This is a genomic window from Phenylobacterium zucineum HLK1 (assembly GCF_000017265.1).
Classification (GTDB): Bacteria; Pseudomonadota; Alphaproteobacteria; order Caulobacterales; family Caulobacteraceae; genus Phenylobacterium; species Phenylobacterium zucineum.
In genome coordinates this window covers 2,828,781-2,845,611 of the sequence record NC_011144.1, presented here as the reverse complement: position 1 = coordinate 2,845,611, position 16,831 = coordinate 2,828,781, and the positions used below count along the sequence as shown (strand labels likewise).

Below are 16,831 nucleotides of genomic sequence, written 5' to 3'. Positions count from 1 at the left end.
CGCTTGATTGGTCTGACCACCTTGGGCACAAAACACCGACCTGAGCTCCGCACCAGACGGGGCCTTCGTACGGAGGAAGCCTCGTGACGTCAGCCGTTTCCCGCAGGCAGATGATGGCGCTCGCCGGCGCCGCGGCTCTGGCCGGGGGCGCGGCGCCGGCCGGGGAGTCCCTGGACGCGCTGGCCCGGCGCAAGGGGGTGCGGTTCGGCACGGCGGTGGGGCTCGGCGAGACCCGCGGCAACAGCTTCGACGATCCGGCCTTCCGGGCGCTGATCGCCCACGAGTGCGGGCTGATCGTCGCCGAGAACGAGCACAAGTGGTACGTGCTGCGCCCGTCGGCCGACAGCTACGACTTCGGCCCGGCGGACCGCCTGGCGGCGTTCGCGGCCGAGCGCGGCCTGGGCCTGCGCGGCCACACCCTGCTCTGGAGCCGCGACGAGTTCTCGGCCAAGTGGCTGGCCGCGCACGACTTCGGCCCGCGGCCGCGGGCGGCGGCCGAGCGGATGCTTGTCGAGCACATCCGCGCCGTCACAGCCCGCTATCCCCAGGTCGACTCCTGGGACGTCGTCAACGAGACGATCGACCCGGCGACGGGCGAACTGCGAGACACGATCCTCGGCCGGCAGATCGGGCCCGAGATCGTCGAGATCGCCTTCCATGAGGCCAAGGCCGCCGCGCCCAAGGCCCGGCTGATCTACAACGACTACATGAATTTCGGCGACGAGGAGGCGGTCCACCGCAAGGGCGTCCTCAAGCTGCTCGAGCGGCTCAAGGCCCGCGGCGTCCCGATCGACGCCCTGGGCGTCCAGGGACACATCGGCGGAGGCGTGGACTCCACCCCGGTCGAGCGCTTCACCGCCGCAGACCAGCGCGACTGGCGCGCCTTCCTCGACGAGGTCCGCGGCATGGGCCTGGACCTGCTGATCACCGAGTTCGACGTCAACTGCCGGGCCATGCCCGCCGACCTGGCGCGGCGCGACGCCGAGGTGGCGGCGCTCGGCGGCGACTTCCTCGGCATGATGCTGGACTACCGCGAGCTGAAGCAGGTGCTCGTCTGGGGCCTGGCGGACGGGGCCTCCTGGCTGCAGGGCACGACGCCGCGGGCCGACGGCCTGCCCAAGCGGCCGACGCCCTACGACGACCGGCTGCGGTCCAAGCCCCTGCGCGAGGCCATGGCGGCCGCCTTCCGCGCCGCGCCGGAGCGGACGGCGTGGGCGTGATCGGGGGAGCGGTGCGGGGCGCGGTCGCCGCCGCCCTGCTGCTGGCCGGCCCGGTCGCCGCGGCCGAGGCGCGGTTCGACTGGTTCGAATACCAGGGCCGGGATCCCGCGGGCGCCGCCGCCGGTAACGGCGAGTACCGCAACCCGATCCTGACGGGCTTCTATCCCGACCCCAGCATCACGCGCGTTGGCGGCGACTACTACCTCGTCACCTCGACCTTCGCCTACTTCCCGGGCCTGCCGGTGTTCCACAGCCGGGACCTGGTGAACTGGACCCAGATCGGCAACGCCATCGATCGCCCGACGCAGCTCGACTTCTCGGGCCTGGGGCTGTCGCGCGCCGTGTTCGCCCCGGACATCACCTGGAAGGACGGGACGTTCTACATCCTGAACACCTGCGTGGACTGCGGCGGCAACTATGTGATCACCGCCAGGGACCCCGCCGGCCCCTGGTCGGACCCCGTCTGGATCAGGGAGGTGGACGGCATCGATCCGGCCTTCTTCTTCGACGACGACGGCCGGGCCTACCTGCTCAACAACGGCCCGCCCGACGAGCCGCCGCGCTACGACGGCCATCGCGCCATCTGGATGCAGGAGTTCGACCTTGCGGCGATGCGGCCGATCGGGCCGCGCAAGGTGCTGATCAACGGCGGTGTCGACATCCTGACGAAGCCGGTGTGGATCGAGGGGCCGCACATCCTGAAGAAGGACGGCTGGTACTACCTGGTCTGCGCCGAGGGTGGGACGTCGGTGAACCACTCCCAGGTCGTGCTGCGCAGCCGCCACGTCTGGGGCCCCTACGAGCCCTACGCGGGCAACCCGATCCTCACCCAGCGCCACCTGCCCGAGGACCGGCCCGATCCGGTGACCTCGGCGGGCCACGCCGACCTGGTCGACACGCCGTCCGGCGCGTGGTGGGCCACCTTCCTGGCGACCCGGCCCTACGCGGGCGACTTCTACAACACCGGCCGCGAGACCTTCCTGCTGCCGGTGACCTGGAAGGACGGCTGGCCGGTGATCCTGGAAGGCGACGCCGTGATCCCGCAGGTCCACCCCCGGCCGGGCCTGCCGCCCTCGCCGGCGGCCCCCGACGGCCAGGGACGCGAGGCGTTCGACGGCGGCGAACTGGGCCCGCACTGGATGACCCTGCGCACCCCGCGGGATCGCTGGCACAGGCTGTCGGAGGGGGCGCTGAGCCTGGAGGCGCGGGCCGAGCCGCTGGGCGGCAAGGGCCAGCCGTCGTACCTCGGCCGGCGCCAGCAGCACACGCACGCCGTCGCATCGACGCGCGTCGACTTCGACCCGGCCAGGGAAGGGGACCGCGCGGGTCTCGCGGCCCTGCAGAGCGAGGACTTCTTCTACCTGTTGAGCGTCGGGCGGCAGGGCGGCCGCCGCGTCGTCCAGCTCGAGCGCCGGGCCGGCGCCGGCGATCCGCCGCACGGCGTCGTCTTGGCCTCGGCGCCGCTGCCGGAGACGGGGGCGGTCGACCTGAGGATCGAGGCGCGTGGCGGACGCTACGACTTCGCCTATGCGACGCGGCCGGGGCGATGGACCAGCCTCGTACAGGGCGCCGACGGCACGATCCTGTCGACCCGGACCGCCGGCGGCTTCGTCGGCGTCACCTTCGGCCTCTACGCCTACGCCCCGGAGTCCTGATGTTCCCGATCTCGTGCCGCGCCCTGGGCCTGGCCGTCTTCGCCGCCGTCCTGGCCTTCGGATCCGCCGCGTCCGCTTGCGACACGCCGGTGTCGGTGTGCGCCACGGCCTCGGCCGGGGCCTTCCCGCTGATCCGCGGCGGGACCCCGGCGGCGGTGCTGGTGGAGGCGTCGGCCGATCCGGCCGTGCGCCACGCCGCGGACGGCTTCGCCGCCGACCTGCAGCGGGTCGGGGGCCGTGCGCCGGCGCGGATCTCCGATCCCGCCCAGGCGAGGGGCGACCTCGTCCTCGTCGGCGTGCTGGGACAGAGCCCGGCCATCGACGGTCTCGTCGCGGCCGGCCGGCTCGACGCGTCCGGCCTCGCCGGCCAGTGGGAAGCGTTCCGCCAGGTGGTGGTCGAGCGGCCGTTCCCGAACGTGCCGCGGGCGCTGGTGATCGTGGGCTCGGACCGCCGCGGGGCGGTGTTCGGCGCCTACGACCTGTCGGAGAAGATCGGCGTCTCGCCCTGGCATTGGTTCGCCGACGCCCCGGTCGAGCGGCGGGCGAACGTCTACCTGACCGCCGGCGCGCGCGGGGACCAGCCGAAAGTCCGCTACCGTGGCTTCTTCATCAACGACGAGGCGCCGGCCCTCACCACCTGGGCCGAGCAGAAGTTCGGCGGGGCGAACTCGAAGATGTACGCCCACGTCTTCGAGCTGCTGCTGCGGTTGAAGGGCAACTATCTGTGGCCGGCCATGTGGCAGCCGCGGGCCTTCAACGACGACGATCCCCGCAACATGGTCCTGGCCGACGAGATGGGCGTGGTGATGGGCACGTCCCACCACGAGCCGATGACCCGGGCCCACGACGAATGGCACCGGAACAAGGACGGCGGCGTCACCGGCGGACGCTGGGACTATGCGAGCAACGGCGAGAACCTGCGGCGGTTCTGGCGCGGCGGCGTCGAGCGGATGATGTCGAAAGAGGGCGGCGGGGGCTACGAGACCGTGGTCACCCTCGGCATGCGCGGCGACGGCGACGAGGCGATGAGCGAGGAGACCGCCACCCAGCTGCTGGAGACCATCGTCGCCGACCAGCGCAGGATCATCGCCGACGTCACAGGCCGGCCGCCCGAGGAAACCCCGCAGGTCTGGGCGCTCTACAAGGAGGTGCAGGACTACTACGACAACGGGATGCAGGTCCCCGAGGACGTGATCCTGCTGTTCGCCGACGACAACTGGGGCCAGATCCGGCGGCTGCCGACGGGCGACCTCGACCGGAAGGGCGGCTACGGCGTCTACTACCACTTCGACTACGTGGGGGCGCCGCGGAACTACAAGTGGCTGAACAACACCCAGGTCGAGAAGACCTGGCAGCAGATGGACCTGGCGTGGCGGCGCGGCGCGCGGGCGCTGTGGATCGTCAACGTCGGCGACATCAAGCCGATGGAGTTCCCCTTGAGCTTCTTCATGGCGCAGGCCTGGAACCCCGAGGCGATGACGCCGGAGGCCCTGGCCGCGTATCCCGAGGACTGGGCGCGGCGGACCTTCGGCCCCGCCCAGGCGGCCGAGATCGGCGAGCTCCTCACCCGTTATTCCAAGTACGCCGCGCGGCGGAAACCCGAGCTCATCGACGCGCGCAGCTTCCGCCTGGGCGAGGGGGCCGGAGAGGTCCTGGACGGCGGCGAGTTCGGGGCCATGGTGGCCGAGTGGGACGCGCTGGAGCGCGACATGCTGCGGGTAAAGGCGCGCCTGCCGGCGGCGGCCAGGGACGCCTATCTGCAGATCGTCGAGCATCCGGTGGCCGCCATGGCCAACCTCTACCGGCTCTACTACGCGGTCGCCTGGAACCGGCGGCTGGCGGCGATGAACGACCGGCGCGCCAACGCCTTCGCCGACCAGGCCGAGGCGGCGTTCGCCCGCGACCAGGCGCTGACCGAGGCCTACCACCGGGCGAACGGCGGCAAGTGGGACGGGATGATGAGCCAGACCCACATCGGCTACACGAGCTGGCAGCAGCCGGCGGTGCAGGTGATGCCGAAGGTCGAGCGGGTGACCGGCCGCGGAGAGGCCCGGGCGATCAGGTTCGCCAACGACCCGCGCCCGGCGCCGGGCGTCGTCTCGCGCGAGGCTCCGGACTTCAGCCGCGTGGTGGACGGCGCCGGCGTCGGCTGGCGGGCGATCCCGCACCTGGGGCGGACGAAGGGCGCCGTCGTTACGCTGCCGCAGGGCCGACCGGCCACCACGGCGCGGGACGGGGTGCGCGTGGAGTACGACGTGCAGGTGGCCAAGGCGGGCGACCTGACCGTGCAGCTCTACCTCGCCCCCACCCTGGACACGACGGGCCGCGGATCGCAGCGGATCGGGGTCTCGATCGACGACCGGCCGGTGCAGGTCCTGGTCGACAAGCTGCTGCCGTCGCCCACCGAGACGGTGCTGGAGGAGCAGGCCGCCTGGGACCGCGCGGTGGAGGATAATGTCCGCGTCCTTGAGGCCGCCTTCACCGACGTCCCCGCCGGGCCGCACGTGATCAAGGTCTGGCGGCTCGACGACAACATGGTGCTGCAGAAGATCGTCGCTGCGACGGGCCCGATCCCGATCACCTACCTCGGGCCGCCTTGACCCGGCGGCGGCGCCCGGGATTAGCATTGCGGCGAAGCTCGGGAGATGGGCGGTGCGCAAGTGGATCGTCGCCCTGTTCCTGGCGCTGGCGTCTTCGGCCGCCCTCGCGCAGCAGACGCCCGACATGGACGCGGATCTGACGGTCAGCCGTCCGCTCCACGTCCGCGGGCAGGGCCCCGTCGTCGCGATCGACGCCGGCCACAACAACTTCCACACCGCCGAGGGCCGCTACGCGCCCTTCGCCGAGGTGCTGCGGAACGACGGCTATCAGGTGCGGTCCCTTGCGGCCGAGCTCACGGCGCCGGCGCTGGCGCCCCTGCGGGTCCTCGTTGTCTCGAACGCCCTGGCCAAGGAGAACGTCGTCGAATGGCGGCTGCCTACGCCGCCGGCCTTCACGCCGGCGGAGATCGAGGCGGTTCGCGAGTGGGTCCGCGGAGGCGGCGCGCTCTTCCTCATCGCGGACCACATGCCTTTCCCCGGCGCCATGGCAAGCCTCGCCTCCGCCTTCGGCTTTACGTTGGACAACAGCGTCGCGGTCCCGTCCCCTCGGCGCGCCGAGCTGTTCTCGCGAGCGAACGGCGACCTGCTGGACAGCGAGATCGTCCGCGGCGACGTCGCCGGCGTCCCGGTGACCGAGGTGCGCACGTTCGGCGGCTCCTCGTTCCGCGCGCCGCCGGAGGCCGTCCCGATCATGCGGCTGGGGTCGGACTGGACGATCGTCTTCCCGGAGGAATGGGGGGTGATCTCCGCCGTCACGCCGCGCCGTCCAAGCACCGGGGAGGACCTGCGCGCGGCGGCGCTGGAGTTCGGCAAGGGCCGGGTCGTCGTCGTGAGCGAGGCTGCCGCGTTCAGCGCGCAGGCCGCGCCCGGCGGGCCGATGGGCTTCCGGGCCGACGGCGCCGGCCAGAACAAGCAGTTCCTCCTGAACGTCATGCACTGGTTGAGCCAGGGCGCGGCCGAAGCGCGCTAGCGGCTCCTAGATCGCCACGCGCTTGGCGATCTGGCTGCGGCGGGCCTTGCTCTCCTGCTGGGCCCGTTCCAGCGCCTCGGTCTCGGTGGCGCGCAGCAGGTGTTCGATCACCCGCTCCAGGTGGTCGCGCATCGCCTGGCGCGCGGCGGCGGGGTCATGGGCGCGCAGGGCGTCCAGCACGCGGCGGTGCTCGGCGATGCGCGGCTCCAGGCCCAGGCCGCGGGCGCGGGTGAGGATGTTGCGCGCGAGCGGCGAGCGGTTGCGCAGCTCCCACAGGTTCTCGATGGTCGCGATGATCGCGCCGTTCCCGGTCGCCCGGGCGATCACCATGTGGAACTCCTTGTCAGCGTCCTCGCCCTTCAGCTCGTCCTCGTCGGCCATCAGGGCGAGCAGGCGGTCCAGCTCGGCGAGTTGCTCGTCGTCGATGGTGGCGGCGGCCAGGGCCGCGGCTTCGCCCTCGAACAGACGCCGGGCCTCGATCAGCTCGAACGCGCCGATCTCGAAGTCGTAGGCCGAGGCCGTCAGCGGGACCTGGGCGCGGGTGACGTAGATTCCGAGGCCGTGGCGGGCCTCGATCATCCCCAGCATCTCCAGGGCGATCAGCGCCTCGCGCAGGGTGGGCCGGCTGACGCCGTACTGCTCGGCCAGCTCGCGCTCGGTGGGCAGGCGCTCGCCCACGGCGTACTTGCCGCTCTCGATCTCCGCGGCGATCGAGTCCGCGAGGCGCCGGTAGAGTTTGCCGCTGGCCATCGTCTCCTGGCTTTTCGCCTTGCCGCCCGACGGGGGGATTCTACGCGCAACCATACTCCACCATTCCCGCGGGACAGAAGGGGCGCGCCCTCACCAGTCGTGCATCGTGCCGTCCGCCAGCCGCGCCACCGGCAAATAGGCGCGCCGGTAGGGGTGGCGGGCGGCTTCGGCCTCGTCGATGTCCACGCCCAGGCCGGGCGCTTCGCCCGGGTGGAGCATGCCGTCCTGGAAGCGGTAGGCGTGGGGGAAGACGGCGTCGGTCTCGGGCGTGTGGCGCATGTATTCCTGCACCCCGAAGTTCGGGACCGAGATGTCGAAGTGCAGGGCCGCGGCCATGGTCACCGGCGACAGGTCCGTGGCCCCGTGGCAGCCGGTGCGCACGCCGTAGAGGTCGGCGAAGCTGGCGATCCGGCGCAGGTGGGTGAGGCCGCCGGCGTGGACGACCGTGGCGCGGATGTAGTCGATCAGCTGCTCCTCGATCAGCTGCTTGCAGTCCCAGATCGAGTTGAACACCTCGCCGACCGCGATCGGGGTTGTGGTGTGCTGGCGGATCAGGCGGAAGCGGGCCTGGTTCTCGGCCGGCGTCGGATCCTCCATCCAGAAGGGCCGGTAGGGCTCCAGGTCGCGGCCCAGGCGGCCGGCCTCGATCGGCGTCAGCCGGTGGTGGACGTCGTGCAGCAGGTGGACGTCCCAGCCCAGGGCCTGGCGGGCCGCGGCGAACAGCTCGGGCGCCACGCGCATGTACGCCTCGCTGGACCACACGGTCTCGGTGGGCAGGTCGGCGTCGGCGGGCTCGTAGAAGAACTTGTCCTTGGAGACGCCGTAGGCGGCCTTCAGGCCGGGCACGCCAGACTGCAGCCGCACGGCCCTGTAGCCGGCCTGGACGTACTCCCTGGCGCGCTCGACGGTCTCCTCGATGGTCTGGCCGTTGGCGTGGCCGTAGACCATGACGCCGGTGCGGCAGGCGCCGCCGAGGAGTTGGTAGACCGGCAGGCCGGCGATCTTCCCCTTGATGTCCCACAGCGCCATGTCGACGGCGGCGATGGCGCTCATGGTCACCGGACCCCGGCGCCAGTAGGCGCCCCGATGCAGGTACTGCCAGATGTCCTCGATCTGGTGCGCGTCGCGGCCGATCAGGCAGGGGATGACGTGGTCGTCGAGATAGCTGGCGACCGCCAGCTCGCGGCCGTTCAGGGTGGCGTCGCCCACGCCCGTGACCCCGTCGGAGGTCTCGATCTTCAGCGTGACGAAGTTGCGCCCGGGGCAGGTCACGATCGTCTTGGCTGAGGTGATCTTGGGCATCGGCTTTCGGGGAAGGGCGGGGGGAGCCGCGAGGTCGTCCAAGCTTAGTCTCGGGCCCGGTGTTGTCAATCACATGGTCAGACCACTAGAAGGGTGGTGTCTGGACCTCTGGAGGCGGCATGAAGAAGTTCGCACTGCTCGCGTCGGCGATGACCCTTGGTCTGGCCTCGGAGTCCGCCTCGGGGGCCCGGGCCGAGGACGGCTACGACCTGTGGCTGCGCTACCGGCCCGTCGAGGCGCCGGCGGCCGGGGCCTACCGGGCCGCGGCGTCCGAGCTGGTGGTCCAGGGCGGCTCTCCGACGCTGGCGGTGGCGCGCGACGAGCTGGCGCGCGGCCTTTCGGGCATGCTGGGCCAGGCGCCGCCGCTGGCCGCGGCGCCGGGTCGCGACGGGACGGTGATCCTGGGCACGCCGGCGGGCTCGCCGCTGGTGGCGCGCCTGAACCTGCCGCTGGAGCCCCTTGGCCCCGACGGCTACCTGATCCGCAGCGTGCAGGTGGACGGCCGGCCCGCGACAGTGATCGCGGGCAACAGCGACGTCGGCGTCCTCTACGGCGTGTTCGATTTCCTGCGGCGGATGCAGACGCGCCAGCCCGTGGCGGGCCTCGAGGTGGCCGAGGCGCCGAAGGTGAAGCTGCGCCTGCTGAACCACTGGGACAACCTCGACCGCCACGTCGAGCGGGGCTACTCGGGCCAGTCCATCTGGGACTGGTGGAGGCTGCCCGACGTCCGCGATCCACGCTACGTGGACTACGCCCGCGCCAGCGCCTCGCTGGGGATCAACGGGACCGTCCTCAACAACGTCAACGCCAAGGCCGACAGCCTGACGGCGCCCTATATCGCCAAGGCCGCGGCGGTGGCCGACGTGCTGCGGCCCTACGGGATCAAGGTCTATCTCTCGGCTAGGTTCAGCGCCCCGATCGAGATCGGCGGGCTGAAGACCGCCGACCCGCTGGACCCGGCCGTCCGCGCCTGGTGGAAGGCCAAGGCCGACGAGATCTACCGGACGATCCCGGACTTCGGCGGCTTCCTGGTGAAGGCCAACTCCGAGGGCCAGCCGGGGCCGCAGGACTACGGCCGCAGCCACGCCGACGGCGCCAACATGCTGGCCGAGGCGGTGGCGCCGCACGGCGGCGTCGTGATGTGGCGGGCCTTCGTCTATTCGAACGAGCAGCCCGAGGACCGCATCAAGCAGGCCTACAACGAGTTCGTCCCCCTGAACGGCAAGTTCCGCGACAACGTCATCGTGCAGGTGAAGAACGGGCCGCTGGACTTCCAGCCGCGCGAGCCGTTCCACCCCCTGTTCGGGGCCACCCCGAAGACGCCGCTGATGATGGAATTCCAGATCACCAAGGAATACCTCGGCTTCTCTACCCACCTCGTCTACCAGGGCCCGCTCTACGAGGAGACGCTGGCCGCCGACACCTGGCGCAAGGGGCAGGGCTCCACCGTCGCCAAGGTGGTGGACGGCTCGCTCTTCGGCCACGCGCTCACCGGCATGGCCGGCGTGGCCAACGTCGGCTCGGACCGCAACTGGTCGGGCTCGCACTTCGACCAGGCCAACTGGTACGCCTTCGGTCGCCTCGCCTGGGACCCGGAACTGTCCTCGCGGGCGATCGCGCAGGAGTGGGCGCGGATGACGTTCTCGAACGATCCCCGCTTCCTGGAGCCGGTGGTCGGGATGATGATCGCCTCGCGCGAGACGGTGGTGGACTACATGACCCCGCTCGGCCTGCACCACCTGATGGGCGAGGGGCACCACTACGGTCCGGCCCCGTGGGTGGCCGGCGGGCCGCGGGCGGACTGGACCTCGGTCTACTTCCACCGCGCTTCGCCCGAGGGGATCGGCTTCGACCGCATGGCGAGCGGCAGCAACGCCGTGGCCCAGTACGCCCCCGAGGCGGGCCGGGCGCTCGCCGCCGACGAGAAGAACCTGCTGTGGTTCCACCGCGTCCCCTGGGACCAGCGGGTGAGCTCGGGCCGCACGCTGTGGGACGAGCTGGTGGTCCGCTACACGAAGGGCGTGGAGGAGGTTTCGGCGATGCGCCGCACCTGGGCGTCCATGAAGCCCTACGTGGACCCGCAGCGCCACGCCGAGGTGGCCGCCTACCTCGCCGTCCAGGAGCAGGAGGCGCAGTGGTGGCGCGACGCCTGCATCGCCTACTTCCAGACCTTCTCGAAGCGCCCGCTGCCGGCCGGCTACGCCCCGCCCGCCCATTCGCTGGACTATTACCGCTCGCTCGAATTCCCCTACGCCCCGGGCCGCGGAGACTGATCCTCGCCCCTGGCCGCGCCTCGGCCCCGCGGGGGAGGGGCGCGGTCGCGGCGTTCCTCCCAGGCAAAAGGAAAGGGCGGCCGGCCTTTCGGCCCGCCGCCCCAGTTGACCCTTTTCTCGAGGGGAGGAGAAAAGTGGAGCTCTAGAACCGCCCGCGGATGCCCAGCAGGATCGTGCGGCTGCCGCGGTAGAAGGTCTGGGTCGCGTTCGGCCACTGGAAGGCCGTGCGCTGGTCCTCCTTGGTGAGGTTGATGACGTCCAGCGTCAGCCGCGGCTGGGTCGGCAGGTTGGTGAATTCGTAGCTGGCCGACAGGTCCCACTGGCCGGTGGAGTCGTTCCGGAAGCGGGCGGGGATCGCCGGGCCGCCCGAGGGATTGGGGATGCTCACCCCGCTCTCCGGGCCCGCCGAGCCAATCTGGTCGTCGTAGTAGACGTACGAGACGCGGATCGAGGCCGGTCCGCGGTCGTAGTAGCCGGTGATGTTGTAGGTGTAGGGCGAGACCCCCACCGCCACCGCCGGCGCGCCGGCGCCTGAGGCGCTCTGGTAGATCCGGGTGTAGTTCGCCTGGAAGCCCAGGCCGTCCACCAGGAAGGTGAGGGGCTGGACCCAGTTCACCTCGTAGCCGCGGATGGTGAGCTGGCCGCCGACGTTGACCTGCTGGCGCACGTTGACGGTGGCCGCGCCCGGGCCGCCGCGGTTGTTGATGGCGGTCTTCTGGGTGTCGTTCAGGGCGTCGAAGGGAATGCCCAGCTGGGTGAACGGGATGGTGGTGATGCCCGTCTGGGTCCAGCCGGTGATCACCTTATTGAACCCGACCACGCCGATGTAGCCCTCGGCCCCCGTGTACCACTCGGCGCCGATGTCGAAGTTGTTCGAGAAGAACGGCGTCAGGTTCGGATTGCCCTGGGTGGCCTCCTGGGCCGACGGATCCGAGAAGGAGGTGCCGGGCAGCATGTCGGAGGGGTTCGGACGGGTGAGCGTCCGCGAGGCCGACAGGCGCAGGTTCACGTCGTCACGGACGCGAAGCACGGCGTTGAACGAGGGCAGGTAGGCGTCGTACCGCGAGTCCCGCGACTGGAACTCGGTGGTCTGGACGCCGCCGATGGTGAACGTCACCGGGCCGGTGATGTCCTGCTCGGTCGAGACGTAGCGGACGCCGCCGTTGAACCGCAGCTCCCAGGGGCCGATGTCGGTGCGGCCGTTGACCTCGACGAAGGCGCCCAGGGTGTCCTCCTCGATGATCCCGGAGCGGGTCCCGGTGTTGGCCGAGTTCGAGAAGGGGGCGTTCGCTGCGAACTGCGAATAGTTGGTGTCGCCGAAGAAGCGGTCGTAGTCCACGGCGATGAAGCCGTAGGGACCGGGCCGCAGGTAGCTGCCGATCTGGGCGTTGGTCACCGCCGAGCCCGCGGCGCCGTTGCATGGCGGCTGGGGCGCCGGGGCGGGCCGATAGACGCCGCCGCCGCCGCACACCACCTGCTGCCACTGGGCCGAGTTGTCCTGCGCCAGGATGCTGCGGCTGGCGTAGTCCCAGGCGCCGCCGACGCGGACGTTGACGCCTTCCTCGTCGCCGAACAGCACGTCGAAGTGGGCGGCCTTGGTCTTGGTGACCCGGCGCTCGTTCTGGATGTTCACCCGGCCGCCGCCGAGCCAGGTCCAGCCCAGGTTCGGATCGTTCAGGTCGGCGTTGGTGGCGATGTCGGGGAAGGGCTCGCCGGGGTTGGTGTATTCGACGTTGATCCCCTGGCCGAGCGGCGTGTTGAACAGGATCGTCGGCGCCTCCCGCAGGAACTCGCTCTTCGACATGTTGAACTGGCCGTCGACGCGGATGAAGTCGTTGTACCGCCAGGAGAAGCCCGGGTTGACGTTAAAGAAGTTGACCTTCTCATGGTACGGCCGGGCCTCCAGGAAGAACTGCGAGTTCAGGAAGCTGCCCTCGGTGACGACGTAGTTCTCGTCCACCTGCAGGCCGACCGGGACCATGAAGTTCGAGTTGCGGCCCACCCAGTTCATGTCCACCCGGTCGAACTTGCGGATGCCGCGGCCGAGCAGGGTGTCGACGTAGACGTTCAGGTTCTCGCTGGGTTCGAACTCCAGCGAGATCAGGCCCGAGTAGCGGTCGCGCTGACCGTCGGTGAAGGCCGGGCGGCCCAGGCGCGGGATCATCGCGTCGCTGAGCTGCTGCAGGGTCAGGCCGGGGTTCAGCGCCAGCAGGGTGTCGTTGGTGATCGGCGCGCCGGTGGTCAGGCCAGGCACGCTCACGCCCGCCGGGACGGTGCTGGCCCAGTTGAAGTTGTTGCTGCCATAGAGGTTGCAGCCGGCGCAGCTCATGTTGGCGTTCGACCAGCCGATGGACTCGAAGCCCTCGGTCTTGATGTGCGTGCGCGCGCCGGCGAAGCCCACCAGCACGCCCACCTCGCCGTAGTTGGTGTCGAACCGGTCGCTGGCGATCAGGGCGCCGCGCGGGCCCCACTTCTCGGCGCTGCTGTTGTAGGCGCCCTGCAGCGAGTAGGTGAGCTGGCGGTCGGCGTAGTCGAACGGCCGGGCGCTGCGCATGTTGACCGTGCCCGAGACGCCGCCTTCCAGCATGCTGGCGGTGGGCGACTTGTTCACGTCCAGCCGGCTGAACAGCTCGGTCGGGAACATGTCGAGGTCGACTTCCCGGTTTTGGCTCTGGGCGTCGAGGCGGCCGGTGGTGGCGACGGCGATCTGGTTGCCGTTCAGCAGGATCTTGGTGAAGTTGGTGCCGAGGCCGCGGATCGCGATCTGCTGGCCCTCGCCGGTCACTTCCCGCGAGAGCTGCACGCCGGGCACCCGGTTCAGCGACTCGGCGAGGTTGGTGTCCGGGAACTTGCCGATGTCCTCGGCGAAGATGGAATCCTGGATGATGGTGGCTTCGCGCTTGGCTTCCGTGGCCTGCTGCAGGCTGCGGCGGTAGCCGGTGACGACGATCTCCTCAACCTGCTGAGCGCGGACTTCAGTGGCCACGGCGCCGGCGAGGAAAGTCGCTCCAAGCAGAAGCGCCTTCGTGCGGACAGACGTCTTCCTTGTCGAAGAATTCATCGTTTCCTTCCCCTTTGCGTGTGCTCGGCACGCACTTGTCGTTTATTTGCGCGAACGCGCTTCGACCGGCGTTTCGCCGTGCCGTTTCGTGAAAACTCCCCATAGACCGCGCGTTAACAGTCGAATGATAGCGGTCACATTGATTTTGGTACTAGGTCAGTTCTTTTGTGTCAATACGGTCTGACCGCGTTCGGTGAGTATGGTCTGACCAATGCCTGCGCGACCTTTTCGAAGGTCGGGAACGGCATGGGCTTGTGGCCGAGCCTTCCGTGGGTCAGACCTAGGCGTTCGCTGGAGGATGGATTGCAGCCGAAGCCCGCCCGCCGTCAGAAGAGCGCGCTCACGATCCACGACGTGGCCCGGTACGCCGGCGTCTCGCCGATGACCGTCTCGCGCGTGATCAACGGCGAGAAGAACGTCCGGGAGTCGACCCGCGAGGCGGTGAACGCCGCGATCCGGGCCCTGAACTACCAGCCCAACCCCGCGGCGCGCAGCTTGGCCGGCGCCGACCTCGTGCGCATCGGCCTGCTCTATTCCAACCCGTCGGCGGCCTACCTCAGCGAGTTCCTGGTCGGCGGCCTGGACCAGGTCAGCCGCAGCAACATCCAGCTCGTCGTCGAGAAGTGCGACGAGGAGGCGGCCGAGGCCGCCGCCGCCCGCCTGCTGAACTCGGGGGTCGACGGCATCATCCTGCCGCCGCCGCTGTGCGACTCCCCGGCGGTGCTGAAGATGCTGGCCGCCAGCCACACGCCGGCCGTGGCCGTCGCCACCGGCCGGCCGCCCGCGGACGTCTCGGCCGTGCGCATCGACGACTTCGAGGCGGCGCGCCAGATGACCCGGCATCTCGCCGGCCTCGAGGGTCGGCGGCTCGGGCGAGGGCAGGGCTTCGGCGTCGGCCCTGTAGAACGGATCGGCCAGCGCCCGGTCCAGGCTCACGAACCGCACGCCCCGCGAGCGGTAGAGGTCCAGCAGCCGGTCCATCATCCGCGCATCGAAGGCGCCCAGGTGCAGCAGGAGGACGAGCGGGACCTCGCGCCCCTCGGCCTGCAGCGACAGGGCCCGCGCGCGATCGAGGCTCTCGGCGGCGGCCGCCAGGAAACGGGCTTCCAGCCCGGCGACCGCGGCGGCGTCGCCGCGGGCGGCGCAGCGCGCGTAGGGATCGTTGTAGGCCCAGTCGCCGAAATCGAGGGTGACGCTGGCGATCCGGTAGCCCCGGGCCTGCAGGAAAGACCGGGCGCGGGCGCGGACCTCCGGGGTCTCGCCCTCGGCCAGGAACGGGTAGCGGAACCAGCGCCACGGGCGGCCCTCGGCCAGCGCGGCCAGCAGCGCCTCGTTGCGCACGACGTCGGCCTCGAAGGCGGCGGCCGAGGCCGAGGTGAGGCGCAGGTGGCTCCAGGTGTGGTTGCCGAACGGGCGGCCCGCCTCGCGCCAGAGCCTGAGGGCGAGGCCCGAGTCGGGCTCGGCCTGCAGGAAGCCGCCGTTGACGAAGCCGGTGGCCGGCGCCTCGGCCCTCTCCAGGGCCCGCAGGACGTCGCGGGCGACGCCGGCGCGGGTCTCCCCGGGCGGCAGGGCGCTGTGCGCGGGCAGGTCGTCAAAGGTCAGCGCGATCTCCACCGCCCGCGCCGGCTGCGCCAGCAGCGCGGCGGCCAGGGCGAGCGCCGCCGCCCTCATCGGTCGAACAGCGACAGCGGCACGGCCTCGGCCATCGCCCTGTAGCCGGCGATGGACGGGTGCAGGCCGTCCCCAACGTCCAGTTCGGGCCGCAGCCGGTCGGGCCGGGCCGGATCGCGCATCACCGCGTCGAAGTCGATCACCGCATCGAAATTCCCGGGCGCCCGGATCCAGGCGTTCACCGCCTGGCGGCTGGCCTCGGTCTCGGGCGGAGGCTTGTAGTAGTCGGACCCGGCGAAAGGCAGGATGGTGGCGCCGATCGCCTTGATCCCCCGCGCCCGGGCCCGGGCGACCATCTGGCGGTAGACGCCGATCATGTCGGCCGTCAGCCGGCTCTGGGCCTCGGGGCTCGCGGGCTCCAGGCGGGTGAGACTGCCGAGGTCGTTCACCCCCTCCAGGACGATCACGTAGCGCACGCCCGTCTGGTTCAGCACGTCGCGGTCGAAGCGGGCGAGGGCGTTGGGGCCCAGGCCGTCGAGCAGCAGCCGGTTGCCGCCGATGCCGTGGTTGAGGACCGAGAGGTGGCGGGTCCGGGGATCGGCCTGCAGGCGCTGCGCGAGGAAGTCGGGCCAGCGCTCGTTGCGGTCCGGCCCCACGCCGAAGCCGTCGGTGATCGAATCGCCGAACGTCACGATGGCCGCCGCGCCGGGCCCGGCGACCACGTCCACGGCCGAGAGCTGGTGCCAGCGCACGAACGTTTCGGCGCCCGGGAGGTCCGCGGCCCTCGTGCGGTTCCCCCTCGCGACGAAGGTGGTGGTGCGCGAGCCCGGGTGGCCCGTCTGTCCGTCGGGAGGGCGCGGCAGGTGGTAGCTCACCGCCAGGCTGGAGAGCGCGGCGACGGGCAGGTCGACGGGGTCTGACACGTACTCCGCGCCGGCGGGTACGGTGACCTCGCTCCGGCCACCGAAGGTCACCGCCCGGTCGGTGGCGGGATCGATCCTCGCCGACCCCGGCGCGACGGGCCGGGCGACCCGCACGGACGAGAACGTCAGCGGCGCGGCGCCGAACAGATTCGAGAGCCGCACGCGCAGGACCGGCCCGGCCTGGGTCGTCTGCACCACCTGGCGGACCGTGGCGTCGGTCAGCATCTCGGGCGGCAGGGTGTTGTGCGGCTCGGGGATCTGTTGCGAGGCGGCCCAGGCGCCGACCCATGTCGGCGCGCGGGCTGCGGCCTGGTTCTCTGCAGCCTGGTTCGCTGCAGTCTGGCTCGCTGCAGTCTGGGGCGCGATCGCCAGCAGGACGGCGGCGGCGGCCGCCAGCATGCCCCCAAGTCGGCGGCGGGTGACGGACAAGATCAGCGGCCCGTGCAAGACGCTCCTCCTCGTGCTT

9 protein-coding genes and 2 pseudogenes are annotated in these 16,831 nt (G+C 71.1%); 6 read left to right on the top strand and 5 right to left on the bottom strand.

Annotated features, from left to right (window positions below; all coding sequences use genetic code 11):
• Positions 1–83 precede the first annotated feature (83 nt).
• The 4 genes from PHZ_RS13750 to PHZ_RS13735 are packed head-to-tail and all read left to right on the top strand — an operon-like array spanning position 84 to position 6,445.
• Positions 84–1,220, top strand: coding sequence for an endo-1,4-beta-xylanase (locus tag PHZ_RS13750; RefSeq protein WP_012523028.1), 1,137 nt, complete (start codon positions 84–86; stop codon positions 1,218–1,220).
• Positions 1,211–2,875, top strand: coding sequence for a glycoside hydrolase family 43 protein (locus tag PHZ_RS13745; protein ID WP_236611835.1), 1,665 nt, complete (start codon positions 1,211–1,213; stop codon positions 2,873–2,875). Before PHZ_RS13750 ends, PHZ_RS13745 begins: the two co-directional genes overlap by 10 nt.
• On the top strand, positions 2,875–5,475 hold the full coding sequence (locus PHZ_RS13740; protein WP_148216873.1) for a glycosyl hydrolase 115 family protein: 2,601 nt from the start codon (positions 2,875–2,877) through the stop codon (positions 5,473–5,475). The genes PHZ_RS13745 and PHZ_RS13740 overlap by 1 nt, the downstream gene beginning before the upstream one ends.
• Positions 5,476–5,527: 52 nt before the next feature.
• Entirely contained in the window at positions 5,528–6,445 is a 918-nt protein-coding gene (locus PHZ_RS13735; RefSeq protein ID WP_049758256.1) for a DUF4350 domain-containing protein, read from the top strand.
• A gap of 6 nt (positions 6,446–6,451) precedes the next feature.
• Here the strand turns inward: PHZ_RS13735 and PHZ_RS13730 are convergent, their stop codons facing one another.
• Complete coding sequence (locus PHZ_RS13730) at positions 6,452–7,195, bottom strand: FadR/GntR family transcriptional regulator (protein ID WP_012523024.1); 744 nt, start codon at positions 7,193–7,195, stop codon at positions 6,452–6,454.
• Between the two features lie 90 nt (positions 7,196–7,285).
• Entirely contained in the window at positions 7,286–8,497 is a 1,212-nt protein-coding gene (gene manD, locus PHZ_RS13725; RefSeq protein ID WP_012523023.1) for a D-mannonate dehydratase ManD, read from the bottom strand.
• Positions 8,498–8,616: 119 nt separating this feature from the next.
• Here manD and PHZ_RS13720 point away from each other — a divergent pair, with 119 nt between their 5' ends.
• Positions 8,617–10,770 (top strand): alpha-glucuronidase family glycosyl hydrolase, encoded by a 2,154-nt coding sequence (locus PHZ_RS13720; protein ID WP_041373552.1) that lies wholly within the window; start codon positions 8,617–8,619, stop codon positions 10,768–10,770.
• A 142-nt stretch (positions 10,771–10,912) separates the two neighbouring features.
• Here PHZ_RS13720 and PHZ_RS13715 read toward each other — a convergent pair whose 3' ends face one another.
• Positions 10,913–13,756, bottom strand: a complete 2,844-nt coding sequence (locus PHZ_RS13715) for a TonB-dependent receptor (RefSeq protein ID WP_236611834.1) — start codon at positions 13,754–13,756, stop codon at positions 10,913–10,915.
• 321 nt (positions 13,757–14,077) lie between these two features.
• Between PHZ_RS13715 and PHZ_RS23785 the strand changes: the two are divergent.
• Positions 14,078–14,620, top strand: a pseudogene (locus PHZ_RS23785) (LacI family DNA-binding transcriptional regulator); the annotation flags it as partial.
• Positions 14,621–15,103: 483 nt separating this feature from the next.
• Here the strand turns inward: PHZ_RS23785 and PHZ_RS23640 are convergent.
• Together PHZ_RS23640 and PHZ_RS13705 are read right to left on the bottom strand one after the other, a co-directional pair.
• Positions 15,104–15,502 (bottom strand): annotated as a pseudogene (locus tag PHZ_RS23640) (polysaccharide deacetylase family protein); the annotation flags it as partial.
• On the bottom strand, positions 15,499–16,764 hold the full coding sequence (locus PHZ_RS13705) for an SGNH/GDSL hydrolase family protein (protein ID WP_012523018.1): 1,266 nt from the start codon (positions 16,762–16,764) through the stop codon (positions 15,499–15,501). The pseudogene PHZ_RS23640 and the gene PHZ_RS13705, both read right to left, overlap by 4 nt.
• Between the last annotated feature and the right edge of the window lie 67 nt (positions 16,765–16,831).